This is a genomic window from Allobranchiibius sp. CTAmp26 (genome assembly GCF_017565405.1).
Classification (GTDB): domain Bacteria; phylum Actinomycetota; class Actinomycetes; order Actinomycetales; family Dermatophilaceae; genus Allobranchiibius.
Map to the genome: position 1 here is coordinate 1 of NZ_JAGEKR010000005.1, position 18,409 is coordinate 18,409.

11 protein-coding genes and 1 rRNA gene are annotated in these 18,409 nt (G+C 69.4%); 9 read left to right on the forward strand and 3 right to left on the reverse strand.

Annotation, left to right across the window (positions count from 1 at the left end):
- The first annotated feature begins 74 nt into the window (after positions 1-74).
- The 3 genes from rrf to J4030_RS03350 all read left to right on the forward strand — a co-directional run bounded on the left by rrf (position 75) and on the right by J4030_RS03350 (position 4,684).
- Positions 75-192 (forward strand): 5S ribosomal RNA (rrf, locus tag J4030_RS03340).
- A gap of 123 nt (positions 193-315) precedes the next feature.
- Positions 316-3,765 carry a bifunctional lysylphosphatidylglycerol synthetase/lysine--tRNA ligase LysX gene (gene lysX / locus J4030_RS03345; protein ID WP_208047797.1) on the forward strand — a complete coding sequence of 1,150 codons (3,450 nt, stop codon included), beginning with the start codon at positions 316-318 and terminating at the stop codon, positions 3,763-3,765.
- A 25-nt stretch (positions 3,766-3,790) separates the two neighbouring features.
- Complete coding sequence (locus J4030_RS03350) at positions 3,791-4,684, forward strand: amidohydrolase family protein (RefSeq protein ID WP_208047798.1); 894 nt, start codon at positions 3,791-3,793, stop codon at positions 4,682-4,684.
- Here J4030_RS03350 and J4030_RS03355 read toward each other — a convergent pair.
- On the reverse strand, positions 4,667-6,673 hold the full coding sequence (locus J4030_RS03355) for a thioredoxin domain-containing protein (protein ID WP_208047799.1): 2,007 nt from the start codon (positions 6,671-6,673) through the stop codon (positions 4,667-4,669). The two genes, J4030_RS03350 and J4030_RS03355, sit on opposite strands and share 18 nt — an antisense overlap.
- A 110-nt stretch (positions 6,674-6,783) precedes the next feature.
- Here J4030_RS03355 and J4030_RS03360 point away from each other — a divergent pair, with 110 nt between their 5' ends.
- Complete coding sequence (locus tag J4030_RS03360) at positions 6,784-8,181, forward strand: FAD-binding oxidoreductase (RefSeq protein ID WP_208047800.1); 1,398 nt, start codon at positions 6,784-6,786, stop codon at positions 8,179-8,181.
- An 18-nt stretch (positions 8,182-8,199) separates the two neighbouring features.
- Here J4030_RS03360 and J4030_RS03365 read toward each other — a convergent pair whose 3' ends face one another.
- The gene (locus tag J4030_RS03365; RefSeq protein WP_208047801.1) at positions 8,200-9,756 is read right to left on the reverse strand and encodes an amino acid permease; all 1,557 of its coding nucleotides are present in this window, start codon (positions 9,754-9,756) and stop codon (positions 8,200-8,202) included.
- Positions 9,757-9,886: 130 nt separating this feature from the next.
- Here J4030_RS03365 and J4030_RS03370 point away from each other — a divergent pair, with 130 nt between their 5' ends.
- From J4030_RS03370 to J4030_RS03390, 5 genes are read left to right on the forward strand one after another with little or no spacing between them, the layout of a single operon-like run.
- Positions 9,887-10,615, forward strand: a complete 729-nt coding sequence (locus J4030_RS03370) for an FCD domain-containing protein (RefSeq protein WP_307864539.1) — start codon at positions 9,887-9,889, stop codon at positions 10,613-10,615.
- 39 nt (positions 10,616-10,654) lie between these two features.
- Positions 10,655-12,019: a glutamine synthetase family protein gene (locus tag J4030_RS03375; RefSeq protein ID WP_208047802.1), complete on the forward strand. Its 1,365-nt coding sequence runs from the start codon at positions 10,655-10,657 to the stop codon at positions 12,017-12,019.
- Entirely contained in the window at positions 12,016-13,395 is a 1,380-nt protein-coding gene (locus J4030_RS03380) for an aldehyde dehydrogenase (protein ID WP_208047803.1), read from the forward strand. The genes J4030_RS03375 and J4030_RS03380 overlap by 4 nt, the downstream gene beginning before the upstream one ends.
- A gap of 54 nt (positions 13,396-13,449) precedes the next feature.
- Complete coding sequence (locus tag J4030_RS03385) at positions 13,450-14,217, forward strand: 3-oxoacyl-ACP reductase (protein WP_208047804.1); 768 nt, start codon at positions 13,450-13,452, stop codon at positions 14,215-14,217.
- Positions 14,214-14,924 carry a gamma-glutamyl-gamma-aminobutyrate hydrolase family protein gene (locus tag J4030_RS03390; protein WP_208047805.1) on the forward strand — a complete coding sequence of 237 codons (711 nt, stop codon included), beginning with the start codon at positions 14,214-14,216 and terminating at the stop codon, positions 14,922-14,924. The genes J4030_RS03385 and J4030_RS03390 overlap by 4 nt, the downstream gene beginning before the upstream one ends.
- A 51-nt stretch (positions 14,925-14,975) precedes the next feature.
- Here the strand turns inward: J4030_RS03390 and J4030_RS03395 are convergent, their stop codons facing one another.
- Positions 14,976-18,398 carry an error-prone DNA polymerase gene (locus tag J4030_RS03395; RefSeq protein WP_208047806.1) on the reverse strand — a complete coding sequence of 1,141 codons (3,423 nt, stop codon included), beginning with the start codon at positions 18,396-18,398 and terminating at the stop codon, positions 14,976-14,978.
- Between the last annotated feature and the right edge of the window lie 11 nt (positions 18,399-18,409).

Consider the following 18,409-nt stretch of genomic DNA (forward strand, 5'->3'; position numbering starts at 1 on the left):
CAACACCACCCGCAAAACGGGGTGTGTGGTTGGTGCTGGTGACCACCAAAAGGGTCAATACAGTTCCATAGTGTTACGGCGGTCATAGCGAAGTGGGAAACGCCCGGTCCCATACCGAACCCGGAAGCTAAGCCCTTCAGCGCCGATGGTACTGCACACGGGAGTGTGTGGGAGAGTAGGACACCGCCGAACTACCTTTCGAGAAGGCCCGGTAACGCAGACGCGTTGCCGGGCCTTCTTTTTTTATTGACTCTGTTCACCGGCTCTCTTCAGGTGTCTGGGATATCGTCGCGTGACCACGAGATGGGGGTAGGAATGACCCAGGGCGCGACGGCGCGGCTCTTCAAGGGCTCCTTCAACGCGTACGGCGGCTCGAACGCCGTACGCGAGACACCTCCTCCACCATGGCGCGAGCGCGTTGCCAGCTGGGTGGGCCGGTTGCTCCTGGTCAGCGCGTTCTTCTCGCTCTTCGCGATCCTCTTCGCCGACGGACTGTTCGTCCGTGCGGTCTCGGATGTTCTCGGGCTGCTCAACATGCCGGTCGAGCCCAGCATCTTCCTGGTCTGCCTCCTGTTCGCCCTCGCCGGTGCGGCGAGACGGCGATTGCGCGCGGCGCACACCGTGGTCGTGCTCGTCATGGTCCTGAACGTGTTCTACAGCGCCGTCGTGGTCGTCGCCGGCAAGGTCGACGAGGGACGCGCGGTGCTCGCCGGTCCACTGGCAGGACTGGGCCGCCGACCGGCGTACGGGGTGAGCGAGCGGGAGTACATCGAGTTCACCACCTCGCGGTACGTCACGGTTCCGGCCCTGATCATCGGGATCGCCGTGCTGATCCTGGTGATCGCGAGCCGGCGGGCATTCCCGGCGAAGCTGGCACGCCGGTCCCGGCGGTCCGCCCTGGCAGTGCTGCTCGTCGGACTGTTGACGTCGTTCGTCATCACCGGCGCCCTCACCGCCGCGGTGCCCGGGACGCTGGTCGGAATGCGGGAGCAGGGTCGCTGGGCGTTGCGGTCGACGTTCGGCGTGAGCAGTCCGCCCGGGACGTTCGGCCTCGACAATCACGTGGGTCCCTCCTGGATCTTCGGGCTGGCCGGGCTGATGTCCGGCATCGCGCTGGTGTTGTCGATCCTGGTTTTCTGGCGGTCCGGACATGGCAAGGCCATGCAGTCGGCCGATGACGAGCTCGCGGTCCGCAGGTTGCTGCTGGAGCACGGCGAGGACGACTCCCTGGGGTATTTCGCCACCCGCCGCGACAAGAGCGTCATCTTCTCCACGGACGGGCGGGCGGCACTGACCTATCGCACGGAGGGCACGACGTGCGTCGCGAGCGCCGATCCGGTCGGCGCTCGGGCATCCTGGGACGACGTCATCGCGCGCTGGTTGCAGCAGTGTCGGGAGAACGGCTGGTACGCCGCCGTGCTCTCCAGTAGTGAGGTCGGCACCACGCACTACGTCGAGGCCGGACTGCGGGCGTTCGCGCTCGGCGACGAGGCGATCCTCGACACGGACACCTTCAGCCTTCGGGGCCGTTCGATGCGCCCGGTGCGACAGGCGGTGACCCGCATCTCGCGCGCCGGATACACGACGCGGGTACGACGGCACAGCGAGCTGACCCCTGAGGAGCTCGTTCACATCGAGCACCTGGCCGAGCAGTGGCGCGGTGACGAGACCGAGCGCGGATTCTCGATGGCGCTGAACCGGCTCGGGGATCCGGCCGACGGGCGGTGCGTGATCATCACCGCGCACGATGCCAAGAACGAGATCCGGGGCTTCCTGTCGTTCGTGCCGTGGGGGGTGCGCGGGGTCTCGCTCGACCTGATGCGCCGCGACCGGGACGCCGAGAACGGGCTGAACGAGTTCCTGGTCGCCAAGCTCGTCGAGGAGGGTCCCGACTACGGCATCCGCCGGATCTCGCTGAACTTCGCGGTCTTCCGCAGTGTCTTCGACAACGCTGATCAGGTCGGTGCGGGGCCGGTCACCAAGGTGACGGACGCGGCGCTCTCGTTCGCGTCGCGTTTCTACCAGCTCGAGACGCTCTACCGCTCCAACGACAAGTACCACCCGACCTGGGTGCCCCGGTTGCTCTGTTATGACCCGGCGCTCACGGTGCCCCGCGCGGGCCTGGCGATGGGGATCGCCGAGGGATTCGTGCCGATGGTCGGTCCGCGGCTGCTGACCGGCCCGCGTCCCTCCGACGTGCAACCGCCGCGCCCAGAGGCCGACTTCGTCGAACGGGTCTGTGATCAGGAACGGCGGTTGCTCGTCCCCGCGCCGCCCACCGCGGTGCTCACCCAGCAGCAGCGGGTCCGCCGTACGAAGCTCCAGGCTCTCGAGGACGCGGGGATGCCCGGTTACCCGGTGCAGGTGCCGCGCACCCACCGAGCGGCCGAGATCCGCGACCGGTACGCCGACCTGGCACCGGACACCATCACCGGCGATGTCGTGTCGGTGTGCGGGCGGATCCGGGCCGTACGTGACCTCGGCGGCGTCACGTTCGCGGTGCTGGACGACGAGAACGCGCGGGTGCAGGTCATGGTGACTGCGGCTCACACGCCGGACGCGGCCCGAGCGCTGTGGCGCGAGAGCGTCGACCTCGGCGACCTGGTGAGCGTCACAGGACCGGTCGCGACCTCGCGCAACGGAGAACTGTCGGTCCTGCTGGACCAATGGCAGATGGCAGCCAAGTGCCTGCGCCCACTGCCGACCCTGGGGTCCTCGCTCAGCGACGACGTCCGTAGTCGGCAGCGCTCCCTCGACCTACTGGTGAGTCCCGACTCCCTCGACATGCTGCGCCGTCGTTCGGTCGGGGTGCGCGCGCTGCGCGAGGCATTCCAGGCACGTGACTTCTGCGAGGTCGAGACTCCGATGCTGCAGGCGGTGCACGGCGGAGCCACGGCGCGCCCCTTCAAGACCTACATCAACGCGTACGGGATGGACCTCTACCTACGGATCGCCCCGGAGCTCTACCTGAAGCGGCTCGCCGTCGGCGGGATGCAGCGGGTCTTCGAGTTGAACCGCAACTTCCGCAACGAGGGCGTGGACGCCACCCACAATCCCGAGTTCACCTCGTTGGAGGCGTACGAGGCGTATGGCGACTACAACACGATGCGGGTGTTGACCCGCGAGGTGCTGCTGCGGGTCGCGGTGGCGGTGAACGGCCGGCCGGTCGCGCAGCGCACGGACGCCGACGGCACGACGTACGAGGTGGACCTGAGCGGAGAGTGGCCGGTCAAGACCGTGCACGCCGCCGTGTCCGAGGCGGTGGGGGAGAAGCTGACCACCGCCACGCCGCGCGAGCAGATCGAAGCGGTCTGCGCCCGGCACGGGGTGGCCGCCCCCGCACAGTCGAGCGTCGGCATGCTGGTCGTCGCGCTCTACGACGCGCTCGTGGAGAAACAGACGCACTTCCCCACCTTCTACACCGACTTCCCGTTGGAGACCTCACCGCTGACCCGCGCCCACCGCACCGATCCGGCGCTCTCGGAACGCTGGGATCTGGTGGCGTTCGGCGCAGAGATCGGCACGGCGTACAGCGAGCTGGTCGATCCGGTCGACCAGCGCCAACGGCTCACCGCGCAGTCCATCGCGGCGGCCGCGGGCGACCTGGAGGCCATGCAGGTCGACGAGGCATTCCTGTCGGCGCTCGAGCTCGCGATGCCCCCGACCGGTGGCCTCGGACTCGGCGTTGACCGAGTCGTGATGATGCTGACGGGCGCGAGCATTCGGGCCACGCTGGCCTTCCCGTTCGTGCGTCCGCAGGGCTGACGCCCGCTCCTCTATCGTCGGCTCCATGCGCACCACGCCCGGTCCGGTCGACGACGAGGGGATCCCGGCGTACGTGCGGGCGCTGGGCATCCCCGGCCTGGCCGACATCCATGTGCACTTCCTGCCCGAGTCGATGCTGCGCAAGGTCTGGGGATACTTCGACCACGCCGAGCAGCACTACGGACAGCCGTGGCCGGTCGAGTACCGCTTCGACGAAGCCACCCGGCTGCGCATCGTGAGGTCTTTCGGGGTGCGGCCGATCCCGGCCCTCACCTACCCGCACAAACCGGGTATGGCGAGCTGGCTGAACGACTGGACCGCGGACTTCGCGCGCCGGGTGCCGGGCGCCATCCACTGCGCGACGCTCTACCCCGAACCGGAGGTGGGGGACTACGTGCAGAGCGCGCTCTCCCAGGGTGCGCGCCTGTTCAAGATGCACGTGCAAGTGGGTGAGTTCGCGCCGGACGACCCGCTGCTCGACCCTGCCTGGGCGATGCTGGAAGAGGCCGGCGTACCGGTGGTGATCCATGCTGGATCTGCGCCGCTGCCGGGCGAGTTCACCGGCGTCGAGCGCATCGTCCGGGTGCTGGCAAGCTATCCGAGGCTCGCGCTCGTGATCGCCCACATGGGGATGCCGGAGTACGACGAGTTCGCCGACGTCGCCCTGCGGTACGAGCGGGTGCACCTGGACACCACCATGGCCTTCACCGACTTCACCGAGGGACGCTCGCCGACCTCAGCGCGGTACCGGGCGCGGTTGCCCCAGCTGCAGGACAAGATCGTGCTCGGGTCGGACTTCCCGAACATCCCCTACCCCTACGCCGATCAGCTTGCTGCCCTGGCGCGGCTCGACCTCGGCGATGACTGGATGCGGGATGTCCTGTGGCACAACGGAGCCCGACTACTCGGCAGCTCCTGACGACGGCACCTGCTGGCCCAGGGCCTCGCGCAGTGCGTCCACGGACGTCACGGGGGAATCGCACACGAACCGGCGGCAGACGTACGCAGCGGCCCGGCCGTTGGCCGTGGGCCGGTCCGCCAGCAGCGGCTGCCCCGGCTCGTCCGGTCGTCCGCTGACGGTGACGCGGCCCGGCGCGGTCGAGCGCCAGGACGCCGCCACCAGCGCGGCCCTCTCGTCGTCGTCCTCGCCACCGACGACCGCGACCTGCACCGGTCCGTGCAGCAACGCGACGCCGACGCCGAGCGCGTGCCCGACCATCACCGGGTCGCGCCCGGCAAGGTGGGCGACCGCTCCGACGGCCGCGGCGGCCTCCTCGAACGGCTCCGGGTCACCGGTCAGCGCGCCGTACGACAGCAGCGCGCCGGAGAGCGCGGATCCGCCGGCCGGCTCGGCGCCGTCGACGGGACTGCGGGGTCGCATGATCAACGGCTCGGCGTCGTCGGCCGCGTCGTAGAACCCGCCGTGCTCGTCGCGGTGATGGGTCCGCGCGGTGTCCAACAGCGTCCCGGCCAGCGCGAGCCAGCCTCCGCTGGGTTCAACCTGGTGCAGGGTGAGCAGTCCGTCCGCGAGATCGCCCAGATCGTCGGCCGCTGCCGGGGTGGTCCCCACCCGTCCGTCGCGCGACGTACGACGCAGTCGCCCGTCGACCAGGTGCACGTCGCGCACGGCGCCGGCGCATCGTCCTGCGGCATCGATCCAGTCCTGACGGCCGAAGACGGCCCCGGCCTCCGCCAGCGCACCGATGGCCAGCCCGTTCCACGCCGCGACCACCTTGTCGTCGCGGCCCGGTTGCGGGCGCCAGTCCCGCGCTTCGAACAGGAGCGAGCGGGTCCGCTCCCACCACTCGGCATCGTCCGCATCCAGGGCGAGCTGCAGGGTGGAGGCGCCGTGCTCGTAGGTGCCCGCTTGGGTCACCGACAACAGGTGAGCGGCTCGCGCGCCGTCCTTCTCGCCGAGTACGTCGGTCAGCTGCGCGGGTGTCCAGGCGTAGGTGAGGCCCTCGACGCCCTCGGTGTCGGCGTCCAGGGAAGATGCGAACGCCCCTGTGTCCGTGAGCAACTCGCGCAGCATGAAATCGATCGTCTCGCGGACGACCCGCGCGAAGAGCGGATCGCCGGTCGCGCACCAGGCGTGGGTGTAGACGCGGACGAGCTGCGCGTTGTCGTAGAGCATCTTCTCGAAGTGCGGCACCACCCAGCGGGCATCGACGCTGTAGCGGGCGAAGCCGCCACCCAGCTGGTCGTAGATGCCGCCGCGCGCCATCCGCTCAAGCGTCTGTGTGGCCATCGCGCGAGGGTGCTCGTCACCGGTCAGCGCGGCGGCCCGCAGCAGGAACTCCAGGCTGGAGGTGGTGGGGAATTTCGGCGCGCCGCCGAAGCCGCCGTTGACGGTGTCGAACCGGCGCGCCATGGCATCCACGCTGCGGCGTACCAGCGCGTGGTCCACCGGCTGGGGTGGTGCGCTCGCGACCTCGCGTAGCTTGCCGGAGATGGTGGCACCAGACTGTACGACGTCGTCGCGCCGGTCGGTCCACGCCTCCGTCGCGGCGCCGAGCAGTCGCAGGAACTGCTCACGCGGCAGGTAGGTTCCGGCGAAGAACGGGTCCCCGGTGGGAGTGAGCAGGCAGGTCATCGGCCACCCGCCGCTGCCGGTGAGGGCCATCGTGACGTCCATGTAGACCGCGTCGATGTCCGGGCGTTCCTCCCGGTCCACTTTGATCGCCACGAAGTCCGCGTTCACGATCTGCGCGACTCCCGCGTCCTCGAACGTCTCGTGCGCCATCACGTGACACCAGTGGCACGCGGCGTACCCGACCGACAGCAGGATCGGGACATCGCGACTGCGGGCATCGTCGAGGGCGTCGGCGGACCACTCCTGCCAGTCGATCGGGTTGTCGGCGTGCTGCAGGAGATAGGGACTGGTCGCGGAGGCGAGCCGGTTCGTCATACCCCCACGGTAGGTGGAGGGGCCGCTCGAAGCAGACGGGCCGGATCGAGCGAGACCTCCCCGAGGCACCGGTCGGGTGGATAGCTTGAAACCTCGAGGGTCACCGACCGGTGCGCCCGCTCGACGGTGGAGCGACCGAGATCACGGGTGGTGCGATGAACGTGGAGCAGATCGTGGACAACCTCGCCGGGGCCCTCGGCTCGGCGCTGCGGCGGCCCGGCGACCGCGGGTACGACGAAGCGACCCGGCCCCGCAACGCGACGGCCGAGCAGCACCCGGTCGCGGTGGTCGCAGCCACCGGCATCGACGACGTCCGTCGTGCCGTCCACGCCGCCGCCGATGCCGGACTCGCGGTGGCCGTGCAGGCGACCGGGCACGGCGCCGGCGGCACCCTCGGCGACGACGTGCTGCTGATCGACTCCACCGGAATGGGCGTCATCACCGTCGACCCGTCAGCACGTACCGCCCGGGTGGGGGCCGGCGCCGTCTGGGCCGACGTGAACGCCGCAGCCGCACCCCACGGTCTGCTCGGCCTCGCCGGGACGGCCCCCGACGTCGGCGTCGTCGGCTACACCCTGGCCGGCGGGGTCGGCTGGCTGACCCGTCCGCACGGCCTGGCCAGTGCGTCGTTGCGACGCGTCGAATTCGTCGACGGCGAAGGCGAGCCGCAGGTCGCCGACGAGCAGCAGAACTCCGAGGCGCTGTGGGCCTTCCGTGGCGCAGGAGGGGTGGGCATCGTCACCGCCGTCGAGATCGACCTGGTCAAGGTGGAGGATCTGTGGGCGGGCTACCAGCTGTGGCCCATCGATCAGGCCGAAGCCGTCGTCGCTGCCTGGGGCGCCGCGCTGGAGGAGATCGACGAGACGCTGACCAGCGCGATCGGATTCCTGATGGCACCGGACGCGCCCACGGTGCCGGAGGCGTTGCGGGGTCATCGGGTCGTGCACCTGTCGGCGGCGTCCGTGAGCGGCGAGGCGGGTCTCGCGCCGCTGGAACGCGCGTTGCGCGCGGCACCCGAGCCGGCGATCGACACCACGGGACCCTGCGACGCGAAGCGTCTGGCGGGCATCCACCTGGACCCCCCTGCTGCCGTGCCCGCGGTCGGCGACGGTCGCTGGCTCACGGCGGCAACGCCGAGGCATGCGTTGAACATTCTCGGCGCCCATGGCCGGGGCGACCGGGCACCTCTGGCAGAGATGGAGATCCGCCACACCGCCACCGCCGTCGGATCGGATGCTGACGGAGCGATGACCGGCCCACCCGGCCCGTTCCTGCTGCACGTCGTCGGACCGGCACCGACGGCGACGGACCGACCGGCGGTCGAGCAGGCGATCGACGTCGTACGGGACGCCGCGGAGCCGGTGGACACCGGACGCGCGGCGGCATCCTTCCGTGACGGGCAGACCACCGCCCCTGGAGCACTCGGACCCGAGGCGAGCCAACGGCTCCAGGCGCTGCGGCGGGGCTACGACCCGCACGGGCGTATCCGTCGACCCCGGCCTGTCTGACCGCCGGCGGAGCGGGCGCTAGCTCTCGAACGCCTCGGTGACCGCCTCGTCGATCGTGTGCTTCGGGCCGGTGAACCAGTGCCGTGCGGACGCGAACCACCAGATCGCGAGGATCAGCAGGCTGCCGATCGTGAGGACGGGCGCGTAGTTGACGAACTTGAACGAGAAGTCCTTGTTGCCGGGGATCGCGCTCGGGGTGAACGGCAGGATGAAGTAGACGCAGATGACGGCGATCTCCGCCACGGCCACGATGTTCATCCACTTGTACTTCGAGCCGAGCGTCCACGAACCGGGCTCGAAGGTGTCCCGCATCCGCCACCGCAGGAAGATCGGGATCGCGAACGCGAGGTAGAGCCCGATGACGGCCACCGAGGTGACCGCGTAGAACGCCACCGGGACGGGTGCGCCGTTGACGTCGACCTCGACCAGCGCGGGCAGGGTGATCAGGATGCCGATCACCGTGACGAAGACGACCGCATTGGCGGGGATGTGCGTCCGGGGATTGACCTTGGAGAGCAGGGACGACCCCGGGATGCCCCGGTCACGGCTGAAGGCGAAGGTCATCCGCGACGCGCTCGTGAGGCAGGCGGTGGCGCAGAAGAGCTGGCCGGCCGTGGAGATGACCAGGATCAGGACGTGCCACTTCTGCGGCAGCGCCTGTCCGAAGATGAGGTCGACGGCTCCACCGCCCTTGGTCACGGCCTTGGGGTCCTGCACGGCGAACACGAAGGCCAGCAGCAGCACGTAGCCGCCGATCGCCGAGTAGAAGATGGAGCGCCAGATCCCCTGGGCGGCCCCCTTCGCCGCGCCCTGCGTCTCCTCCGACAGGTGGGCGGAGGCGTCGAACCCGGTGATCGTGTACTGGGTGAGCAGCAGGCCCAGCGGCAGCACGAGGAACCAGTACTTGTTGTCCAGGTAGCCGGAGTTGTTGATGCGGTCGGTGAAGACGAAGCTCGCGCTCTGGTGCTTGTCCGGGATGATGATCAGCACCGCGATGATGACGGCGGCGCCCGCCACGTGCCACCACACGGAGATGTTGTTGAGCACCGCGAGCAGGTGGCTGCTGAAGATGTTGGCCAGCGCCGCGAGCACCATGATCACCACGAAGAGGACGAACACCACCTTCAGGCCGGAGTGCTTGGCCCACGAGGCGCTCAGGGTGTCCAGCGTCAGATCCAGGAAGGTGGCAGCGCCGTACCCGACGGACGCGGTCACCGCCAGCAGCCCGATCAGGTTGAGCCACCCGGTGAAGAATCCGGCGCGGGGGCCACCCATCTTGGAGGCCCACCAGTAGATGCCGCCCGAGGTCGGGTACGCCGAGACCAGTTCGCTCATCGTCAGACCGATGATGAGGATGAACGCGGAGATGATCGGCCACCCCCACGAGATGGCGACCGGCCCGCCGTTGTTCCACGCCTGCCCGAAGGTGGTGAAGCAGCCGGCCAGGATCGAGATGATCGAGAAGGAGATGGCGAAGTTGGAGAAGCTGGACCAGCTGCGACTCAGCTCCTGTTTGTAGCCGAGCGTGGCCAGAAGCGCGTCGTCGTCGGAAAGGGGGGCGGCTTCATCGGCCATGGGGGCTCCTCGTGCGAGAGTCGTTCTGCGCGAGGCTAGTACCGCCGGTCAGCCCGGTCTATGGATCTGACGAAAAAAGGTACATTTCCAAACCATTGACGACGGGCGCCGCGATCGTGAGACTGGCGGCGTGTCAGCTGCGCCGCATGTCGTGCCCCACCGGGGGCTGCAGGAGGTCACCCTGCAGCCGGCCGTCGGGAACGTCTTCGAGGCCGTGGTCGGGCAACTCGCGACCGCGATCCGGCTCGGGGCCTTCGCCGACGGGGAGCAGCTGCCGCCCGAGCGGGAACTGTCCGAGCGGCTCGGCGTCAGCAGGATGACGCTGCGGGATGCGATCGCCGCGCTGCGTGACGCCGGTCTGGTCCGGACCACCCGCGGCCGTGGGGGCGGCACCGTCGTGACGTACGACGGCACGCACGCACCCGGCGTACGACCGGCGGGGGAGTACGACGTGGCCGACGTGTTGCGCTTCCGGCGGCTCGTCGAGCCCGGCGCGGTGGAGGCAGCTGCGGAGCGGGCGCTCGACGGTGAGCAGCAGGCATGGTTGTCGGAGTGTCTCGCCGATGCCGCGAACACCGTTGGCACCAGGGAACATCGGATCGCCGATTCTCGGCTGCACCTGGCGCTCGCGACGCTGTCCGGCAGCGCCCTCCTGGTCGAGGCGGTGACCCGAGCGCAGACTGCGCTCGGCGATCTGCTCGCCGCGATCCCGGTGCTGCCCCGCAACATCGAGCACTCCCAGGCCCAGCACGCCCGCATCGTCGACGCGGTGCTGTGCGGCGATGTGGCGCGGGCCGGGGACGCCATGCGCCGGCACTGCGACGCGACCGCCGAGCTGCTCACCGGACTGATCGGATGACGTGTTGACGACACAGCGAAGCCAGGGAGACGAGCCGCGATGACTGCACCCAGATTGACGCTGGAGGAGCTGCGCGCCGAGATCGAAGCGGGCACGGTCGACACCGTCATCGTCGCCTTCACCGACATGCAGGGCAGGCTGCAAGGCAAACGGCTGCACGCCCACTACTTCCTGGAGCACGCGCTCGCCGACGGGACGGAGGGATGCAACTACCTGCTCGCCGTCGACGTCGACATGAACACGGTTGCCGGATATGCGATCTCGTCCTGGGAGCGGGGATACGGAGACTTCCTCTTCGAGCTGGACCTGACGACGCTGCGGCGTACGCCCGGAGAACCCACCTGCGCCACGATCCAGTGCGATCTGGCATGGCTCGACGACGAGGGGCCGGTGCGCGAGGCACCGCGATCGGTGCTGCGCGCGCAGGTGGAGCGAGCCGCGCGGTCCGGATGGTCGGCGTACGCGGGCACCGAGTTGGAATTCATCGTCTTCGAGCAGACCTACGAGCAGGCCTGGGACGCGCAGTATGTGGGGCTCACCTCGGCCAACCGCTACAACATCGACTACTCGCTGTTGGGTGGAAGTCGGGTCGAGCCGCTGCTGCGCGACATCCGCAACCAGATGTGGTCCGCCGGCATGGTCGTCGAGAGCGCGAAGGGCGAGTGCAACCCCGGCCAGCACGAGATCGGCTTCCTCTACGACGAGGTGCTGCGCACCTGCGACAACCACGTCGTCTACAAGACCGGCGCCAAACAGATCGCCGCGCAACACGGGCAGTCGCTGACCTTCATGGCCAAGTACGACGAGCGTGAGGGCAACAGCTGCCATATCCACCTGTCGCTGCGAGGTGCCGACGGCGCCATGGTGTTCGCCGACGATGCGCGCGAGGGCGGGCATAGCAAGCTCTTCGACCACTTCCTGGCCGGTCTGCTCGCCACGGCGCGGGAGCTCACCTGCTTCTACGCGCCGAACATCAACTCGTACAAGCGATTCGCCGACGGCTCGTTCGCGCCGACGGCCATCGCCTGGGGCCGCGACAACCGCACCTGCGCCCTGCGCGTGGTCGGCCACGGGCCGTCGCTGCGGGTGGAGAACAGGCTGCCCGGGGGCGACGTCAACCCCTACCTGGCAACCGCCGCCATGCTCGCCGGTGGTCTGTACGGCATCGAGAACGAGCTCGAACTCGAGCCGGCGTTCGAGGGGAACGCCTATGTGAGCGATGCCCCGAAGGTGCCCACGACGTTGGACGAGGCACGGCGTCTGCTCCTCGGATCGCGGGTGGCACGAGCGGCATTCGGCGACGACGTCGTCGAGCACTACTCACACGCCGCCGAGGTGGAGGTCGCCGCCTTCGGCGCCGCAGTGACCGACTGGGAACGCAAGCGAGGATTCGAACGACTGTGAGCACGACGTACGACGTCATCAACCCTTCGACCGGCCGACCCTTCCGGGCGGTCCAGCACGCGGGCCTGGACGAGGTGGACGCGGTCGTCGCCCGCGCACACGCCGCGGCTCCGGCCTGGGCACGCGTCGACCCCGCCGACCGTGGGCGCCTGCTGCGACGCTTCGCCGACGTCGTCGACGCCCACCTGGACGAGCTGGCCGATCTCGAGATCGAGAACGCCGGCCACACCCGCGGCAACGCCACGTGGGAGGCCGGCAACGTGCGCGACGTGCTGCACTACTACGCCGCGGCCCCGGAACGACTGTGCGGCAAGCAGATTCCGGTAGCCGGCGGCATCGACCTGACGTTCCAGGAGCCCCTGGGCGTCGTCGGCGTCATCGTGCCGTGGAACTTCCCGATGCCGGTCCTCGCCTGGGGTGTCGGGCCGGCGCTCGCCGCGGGCAACACGGTCGTAGTGAAACCTGCCGAACTTACCCCGTTCACCGCGTTGCGGCTCGCCGAGCTGGCCCTCGAGGCCGGACTCCCGGAGGGGGTGCTCAATGTGGTGCCGGGCGAGGGGCCGGTCGTGGGTCAGCGTTTCGTCACCCACCCGGACGTGCGCAAGGTCTGCTTCACCGGGTCGACCACGGTGGGGAAGAGGCTGATGGCCCTGGCCGCCGGCGACCTGACCCGGGTGACGCTCGAGCTGGGCGGCAAGAGCGCGAACATCGTGTTCGACGACTGCGACGTCGACGCCGCGGCGGCGGCCGCACCCGGTGCGGTCTTCGACAACGCGGGCCAGGACTGCTGCGCGCGGAGCCGGATCCTGGTGCAGCGCAGTGTGTTCGACCGCTTCATGGAGAATCTGGAGCCCGCGGTGCGTGCGGTCCGGGTGCTCGACCCGTCGCTGGACGCCAATGCGGACATGGGTCCGCTGATCAGCAGCCCTCAGCGGCAGCGGGTGCGCCGATTCGTCGAGGACGCCGACTCACCGGTGCAGATCGCGTTCCGCGGTGCTGCACCCGACGGCGCCGGGTGGTGGTATCCGCCGACCGTCGTCCTGCCGACCGGCACACGGGACCCGCTGTGGCAGGAGGAGATCTTCGGGCCGGTGGTCTCGGTCCTGCCGTTCGAGGACGAGGCGGACGCGATCGCGATGGCCAACGACACGGCGTATGGGCTGGCCGGCTCGATCTGGACGGACAACCTCGGGCGCGGGCTGCGGGTCGCGCGCGGGGTACGTGCGGGCAACCTCTCGGTCAACTCGCACTCGGCAGTGCGCTATTCGACGCCGTTCGGCGGGTACAAGTCGTCCGGGCTCGGCCGCGAGCTCGGGCCGGATGCGCTCGACGCCTTCACGGAGACCAAGAACGTCTTCATCTCCACTGCGCCCTGAGCCGTCGGGCTCGGGCCGACACCGATCGATCACATTGGGAAGAAGGGACATTCGATGGCTGGAAGGCTGCAGGACAAGGTCGCCGTCGTCACGGGAGGATGCTCCGGCATCGGCCTGGCGACGGTGCGCCGGTTCGCACAGGAGGGTGCGTCCGTCGTCATCGCGGACATCGACGAGCAGGCCGGCGAGCGGGTGGCCGACGAGGTTGGTGGACGTTTCGTGCGCACCGACGTGACCGATGCCGAGCAGGTCGAGGCGCTCTTCGCGACGGCGAAGTCGCAGTTCGGCAGCGTGGACGTCGCGTTCAACAACGCCGGCATCTCACCGCCCGACGACGACTCGATCCTCACCACTGGGATCGAGGCGTGGCAGCGCGTGCAGCACGTCAACCTCACCAGCGTCTACCTGTGCTGCAAGGCCGTGCTGCCGTACATGATCGAGCAGCGGCGCGGATCCATCATCAACACAGCGTCATTCGTCGCGATCATGGGTGCTGCCACCTCGCAGATCTCCTATACCGCGAGCAAGGGCGGGGTCCTCGCGATGTCCCGCGAACTGGGAGTGCAGTTCGCCCGGGACGGTGTGCGGGTCAACGCGCTGTGTCCCGGACCGGTCAACACCCCGCTGCTGAAGGAGCTCTTCGCCTCCGACCCCGAACGTGCCGCGCGCCGGTTGGTGCACGTACCGGTCGGGCGGTTCGGCGAGCCGGAGGAGATCGCGAACGCCGTGCTCTTCCTGGCCTCGGACGAGTCGAGCTTCATCACCGCCACCGACTTCCTGGTCGACGGCGGCATCTCCGGCGCGTACGTGACGCCGCTGTGAGCAGACCGGTCATCGGCATCACGCCGTATCTTGAACCTGTCGACCGGGATGTATGGCGCGCGCAGCTGAGCGTGACGCTGCCGGCGACATACGCCGAGAAGGTGATCGAGGCCGGCGGCATCCCCCTGGTGGTGCCACCGCTGCCCGAGGCCGACGAGAGCTGGGCCGCGCAGGTGCTGGGACGGGTCGACGCCCTGATCCTCTCCGGCGGCGCCGACGTCGAGGCGGTCCGGTACGGCGCGCAGCCGCATCCCGCCGCGCAGGAGGCGCGTCCGGACCGGGACGGCAGCGAGCTGCTGCTGGCGAAGGTCGGGCGAGATCTCGACCTGCCGACCCTCGGGATCTGCCGGGGGATGCAGGTGATGGCGGTGGCAGCCGGTGGCACCCTGGTCCAGCACCTGCCGGATGACGTGGGCCACGAACGGCATTCGCCATTACCGGGGGAGTGGACCTCTCACCGGGTGCTGGTGGAGCAGGACACCCCCCTCTACGGCATCCTCGGCGCGGAGGTGACCTGCCCGACGTACCACCATCAGGCCGTCGCGACCTGTCCCGGGTACGACGTGGTGGCCCGCGCCGAGGACGGAGTGGTCGAGGCCATCCACGACCCGGGCTCCCGCTGGCGGCTCGGCGTGCAGTGGCATCCCGAGCAGGGCGAGGACCTACGGCTCTTCGAGGCGCTCGTCGCCGCCTGTTCCCGAGGGTAGGGTCGCGGCGCGCTCTATCGGGCGCGCGGCGACTCCAACGGCTGGGGATGGTCAGCGGAAGTCGCGCGAGGTCAGCTCCACGTCGATCGGCAGCTTCTCCAACCGGTCGGCGACGACGTTGACGATGTTCTCCGGCGACCGTTCGAGCACGCCGCGGATGATCATGGCGGGGGCGGACCGCGCGATGACGCGGTAGCGGTGCCAGACCCCCCGGCTGCAGATGATGTTGATCAGTCCGGTCTCGTCCTCGAGGTTGAGGAAGGTGATGCCGCTCGCGGTCGCCGGTCGCTGCCGATGCGTCACCACCCCGGCCACCTCGATGCGTCGGCCGGATTCGACCGTGAGCAGGTCACTGGTGCGCAGCACGCCCCGCTCGCGCATGGCCGTGCGGGCGTGCCGCATCGGATGATCCGCGGGACTGATGCCGGTGGCCTGCAGGTCGTGGATCAGCAGCTCGCCGAGGGTGAGCTCGGGCAGCAGCGGCGGCTGGTAGGGCACGTTGATGTCGAGCTGGCCCTGCTTGATCGCCGTCGCGTCGGCAGCCTGCCACAACGCACCGCGCCTCGAACCGGACAGGTCATCGAGTGCACCGGACAGCGAAAGTGCCTCCATCTGCTCGGTATCCAGCTCGGCCCGCCGCGCGAGGTCGCTCAGGTCGGCGAACCTGCCGTCCCGATCACGGCACGCGACGATCCGCTCCGCGACCTCCTGGCTGAGTGCCGAGACGTCGTCCAGCCCCAGGCGCACGCTGTGCCGCTGGTCACGGCGATGCCGGTCGGTGTCCGGCGGTCGTGTCGCGTCGAACTCGCCGATCTCCTCCTGCTGGTAGTCGTGCAGGCAGGATTCCATGCCGCCGCCGACTCCCGGAGTGGCGTCGCTCTCGACCTCGAGGTCTGCGAAAACGTTAGAACGATGAATGTCTGGTTGTAACACCGTGACACCGTGCCGCCGGGCATCACCGACCAGGGTCTGCGGTGAGTAGAAACCCATCGGCTGGGCACGCAGCAGCGAAGCCAGGAACGCTGCCGGGTAGTGAAGCTTCAGCCACGAGCTGGCGTAGACCAGCACCGCGAAGCTGAGCGAATGCGACTCCGCGAAGCCGAAGTTGGCGAAGGCCTCGATCTTGTTGTAGATCTCATCGGCGGTCGCCGGGGGTATCCCGTTGGCGGCCATCCCGTCGTACAACTTGGCCTTGAGCGTCTCGATCTTCTCGACACCGCGTTTGGATCCCATCGCTCGGCGGAGCAGGTCGGCGTCCGCCGTGCTGCAGTTGCCGACGGTGGTGGCCATCTGCATCAGCTGCTCCTGGAAGAGCGGGATGCCGAGGGTGCGTTCCAGGACGTCCTCCAGCAGAGGATGCGGATAGGTGATCGCCTCCTCACCGGTACGACGACGGATGTACGGGTGCACCGCACCGCCCTGGATCGGGCCCGGGCGGATCAGTCCGATCTCGACGGTGAGGTCGTAGAAGCAGCGCGGTTTCAGCCGCGGCAACGTGCCGATCTGGGCGCGGCTCTCCACCTGGAAGACGCCGATCGAGTCGGCGCGGCACAGCATGTCGTAGACCCCCGGCTCGTTGCGGGGGATCGTCTCCATCCGCCACACCTGCCCGAAGTGGGTGCGCACCAGATCGAAGGTGTGCTGGACGGCGGCCAGCATCCCGAGGCCCAGCAGGTCGAACTTGACCAGCCCCATCCACGCGCAGTCGTCCTTGTCCCATTGCAGGACAGTGCGATCGGTCATCCGTGCCGGCTCGATGGGGCAGACGTTGCCGACCGGTTCGTCGGTCAGCACCATGCCGCCGGAGTGGATGCCCAGGTGGCGGGGGAAGGTGAGCACCTGGCTGGCAAGCTCCACGACCGCCGGAGCGATGTCGTGGTCGGCGCTGTCGATCTGCCCGCCCCACCGCTCGACCTGTTTGGACCAGGCGTCCTGCTGGCCCTGACTGTGCCCGAGCGCCTTGGCCATGTCACGCACGGCGTTCTTGGGCCGGTAGGTGATGACGTTGGCGACCTGTGCGGCGTTGCGCCGGCCGTACTTCGCGTAGACGTGCTGGATGACCTCCTCCCGGCGTCCGGCATCGAAGTCGACGTCGATGTCGGGTGCCTCCTCACGCAGCTCGGACAGGAAGCGCTCGAAGGGCAGGCCGTAGAAGATCGGGTCGATGACCGTGATGCCGAGGGCGTAGCAGACGGCCGACGCGGCAGCCGATCCCCTTCCTTGACAGAGGATTTCGTGCTCGTGCGCGAAACTGACGATCTCGTGCACGATGAGGAAGTAGCCCGGGAAGTCCTTGGCCTCGATCACCCGCAGCTCGTGCTCGAGGCGCTCCCGGTGGGCAGGTGTCACGTCCTTCCATGCGCGGGCGGCGCCTCGCCAGGTGAGCTCGCGCAGCCAGCTCATCGGCGTATGCCCGTCGGGTACCTCCTGGCGGGGCAGCCGCGGACTGGCCGAGCGGAGCCGGAACCCCAGGTCGGCGGCGATGTCGACGGTGCGCTCCACCGCGCCGGGGAAACGCGCGAAGCGTGCCTGCATCTCGGCGCCACTGCGGATGTGCGCCTGGTCGCTGCTCGGCAGCCACCCGTCCAGATCCTCCAGGCTGCGCCGGGCCCGGACCGCGGACAACGCACTCGCCAGCCGGAACCGGTCGGGCGCGGCGTAGTGCACCGCGTTGGTCGCCACCGTGTCGACGCGGGCGCGGCGGGCGATCCCGGCCAGCCTGTCGACCCGCAGACTGTCTGCCGGATCGCCGTGGTCGGTGAGCTCGACGAGCACGTTGGATGCCCCGAAGAGGTCCTGCAGCCGGCGTACCTCGCCCAGGGCCGCGTCGTCGCCGGAGCGCTCCAGCGCCTGCCGGACCATTCCCTTGCGACAACCGGTGAGCACCGTCCAGTGGCCGCCCGCGGTGTCGGCCAGCGACGCCAGGTCGTAGATCGGCCGGCCCTTCTCCGACCCCGGCGCCAGATGCCCGTCGGTGAGGGCTCCGGCGAGCCGGTGGTATCCCTCCTGACCGCGCGCCAGCACCAGCAGGTGGCTGCCCTCGGGGTCCGGCATGCCGTTCTGCGGTGCGGTGAGGTCGAGGGACAGCTCAGCGCCGAAGACCGTGTCGATGTCGCCGAACGCCTCGGCCGCCTCGGCCATCCGCACCACGCCGTAAAGGCCGTCGTGATCGGTCAGCGCGATGCCCCGCAGTCGTCGACGGACCGCCTCGGTGACCAGCTCCTCCGGTGAGGAGGCGCCGTCCAGGAAGCTGTAGTGGGAGTGCGCGTGCAGCTCGGCGTACGGCACCACCGGCCCGTCGTCGACGTCGTCCTCCGGTGACGGTGCAGGCGCTTCGAATGCGGTGCGCTTGCGGGAGAACGCCGGCCCGTCACCGCCGTCGGCGGGGTACGCCGGTCGCCGGGCGGGGCGGGTCCCCTCCGACAGCAGTCGCTCCAGGTCCGACCAGGGGATCGGCGGGTTGCTAAATCCCACGGTCGCGAGCC

Bases quoted from the DNA above. Each gene is read 5' to 3' on its own strand.
- lysX (WP_208047797.1), top strand. From the start codon at position 316: ATGACCCAGGGCGCGACGGCGCGGCTCTTCAAGGGCTCCTTCAACGCG.
- J4030_RS03350 (WP_208047798.1), top strand. From the start codon at position 3,791: ATGCGCACCACGCCCGGTCCGGTCGACGACGAGGGGATCCCGGCGTAC.
- J4030_RS03355 (WP_208047799.1), bottom strand. From the start codon at position 6,673: ATGACGAACCGGCTCGCCTCCGCGACCAGTCCCTATCTCCTGCAGCAC.
- J4030_RS03365 (WP_208047801.1), bottom strand. From the start codon at position 9,756: ATGGCCGATGAAGCCGCCCCCCTTTCCGACGACGACGCGCTTCTGGCC.
- J4030_RS03375 (WP_208047802.1), top strand. From the start codon at position 10,655: ATGACTGCACCCAGATTGACGCTGGAGGAGCTGCGCGCCGAGATCGAA.
- J4030_RS03385 (WP_208047804.1), top strand. From the start codon at position 13,450: ATGGCTGGAAGGCTGCAGGACAAGGTCGCCGTCGTCACGGGAGGATGC.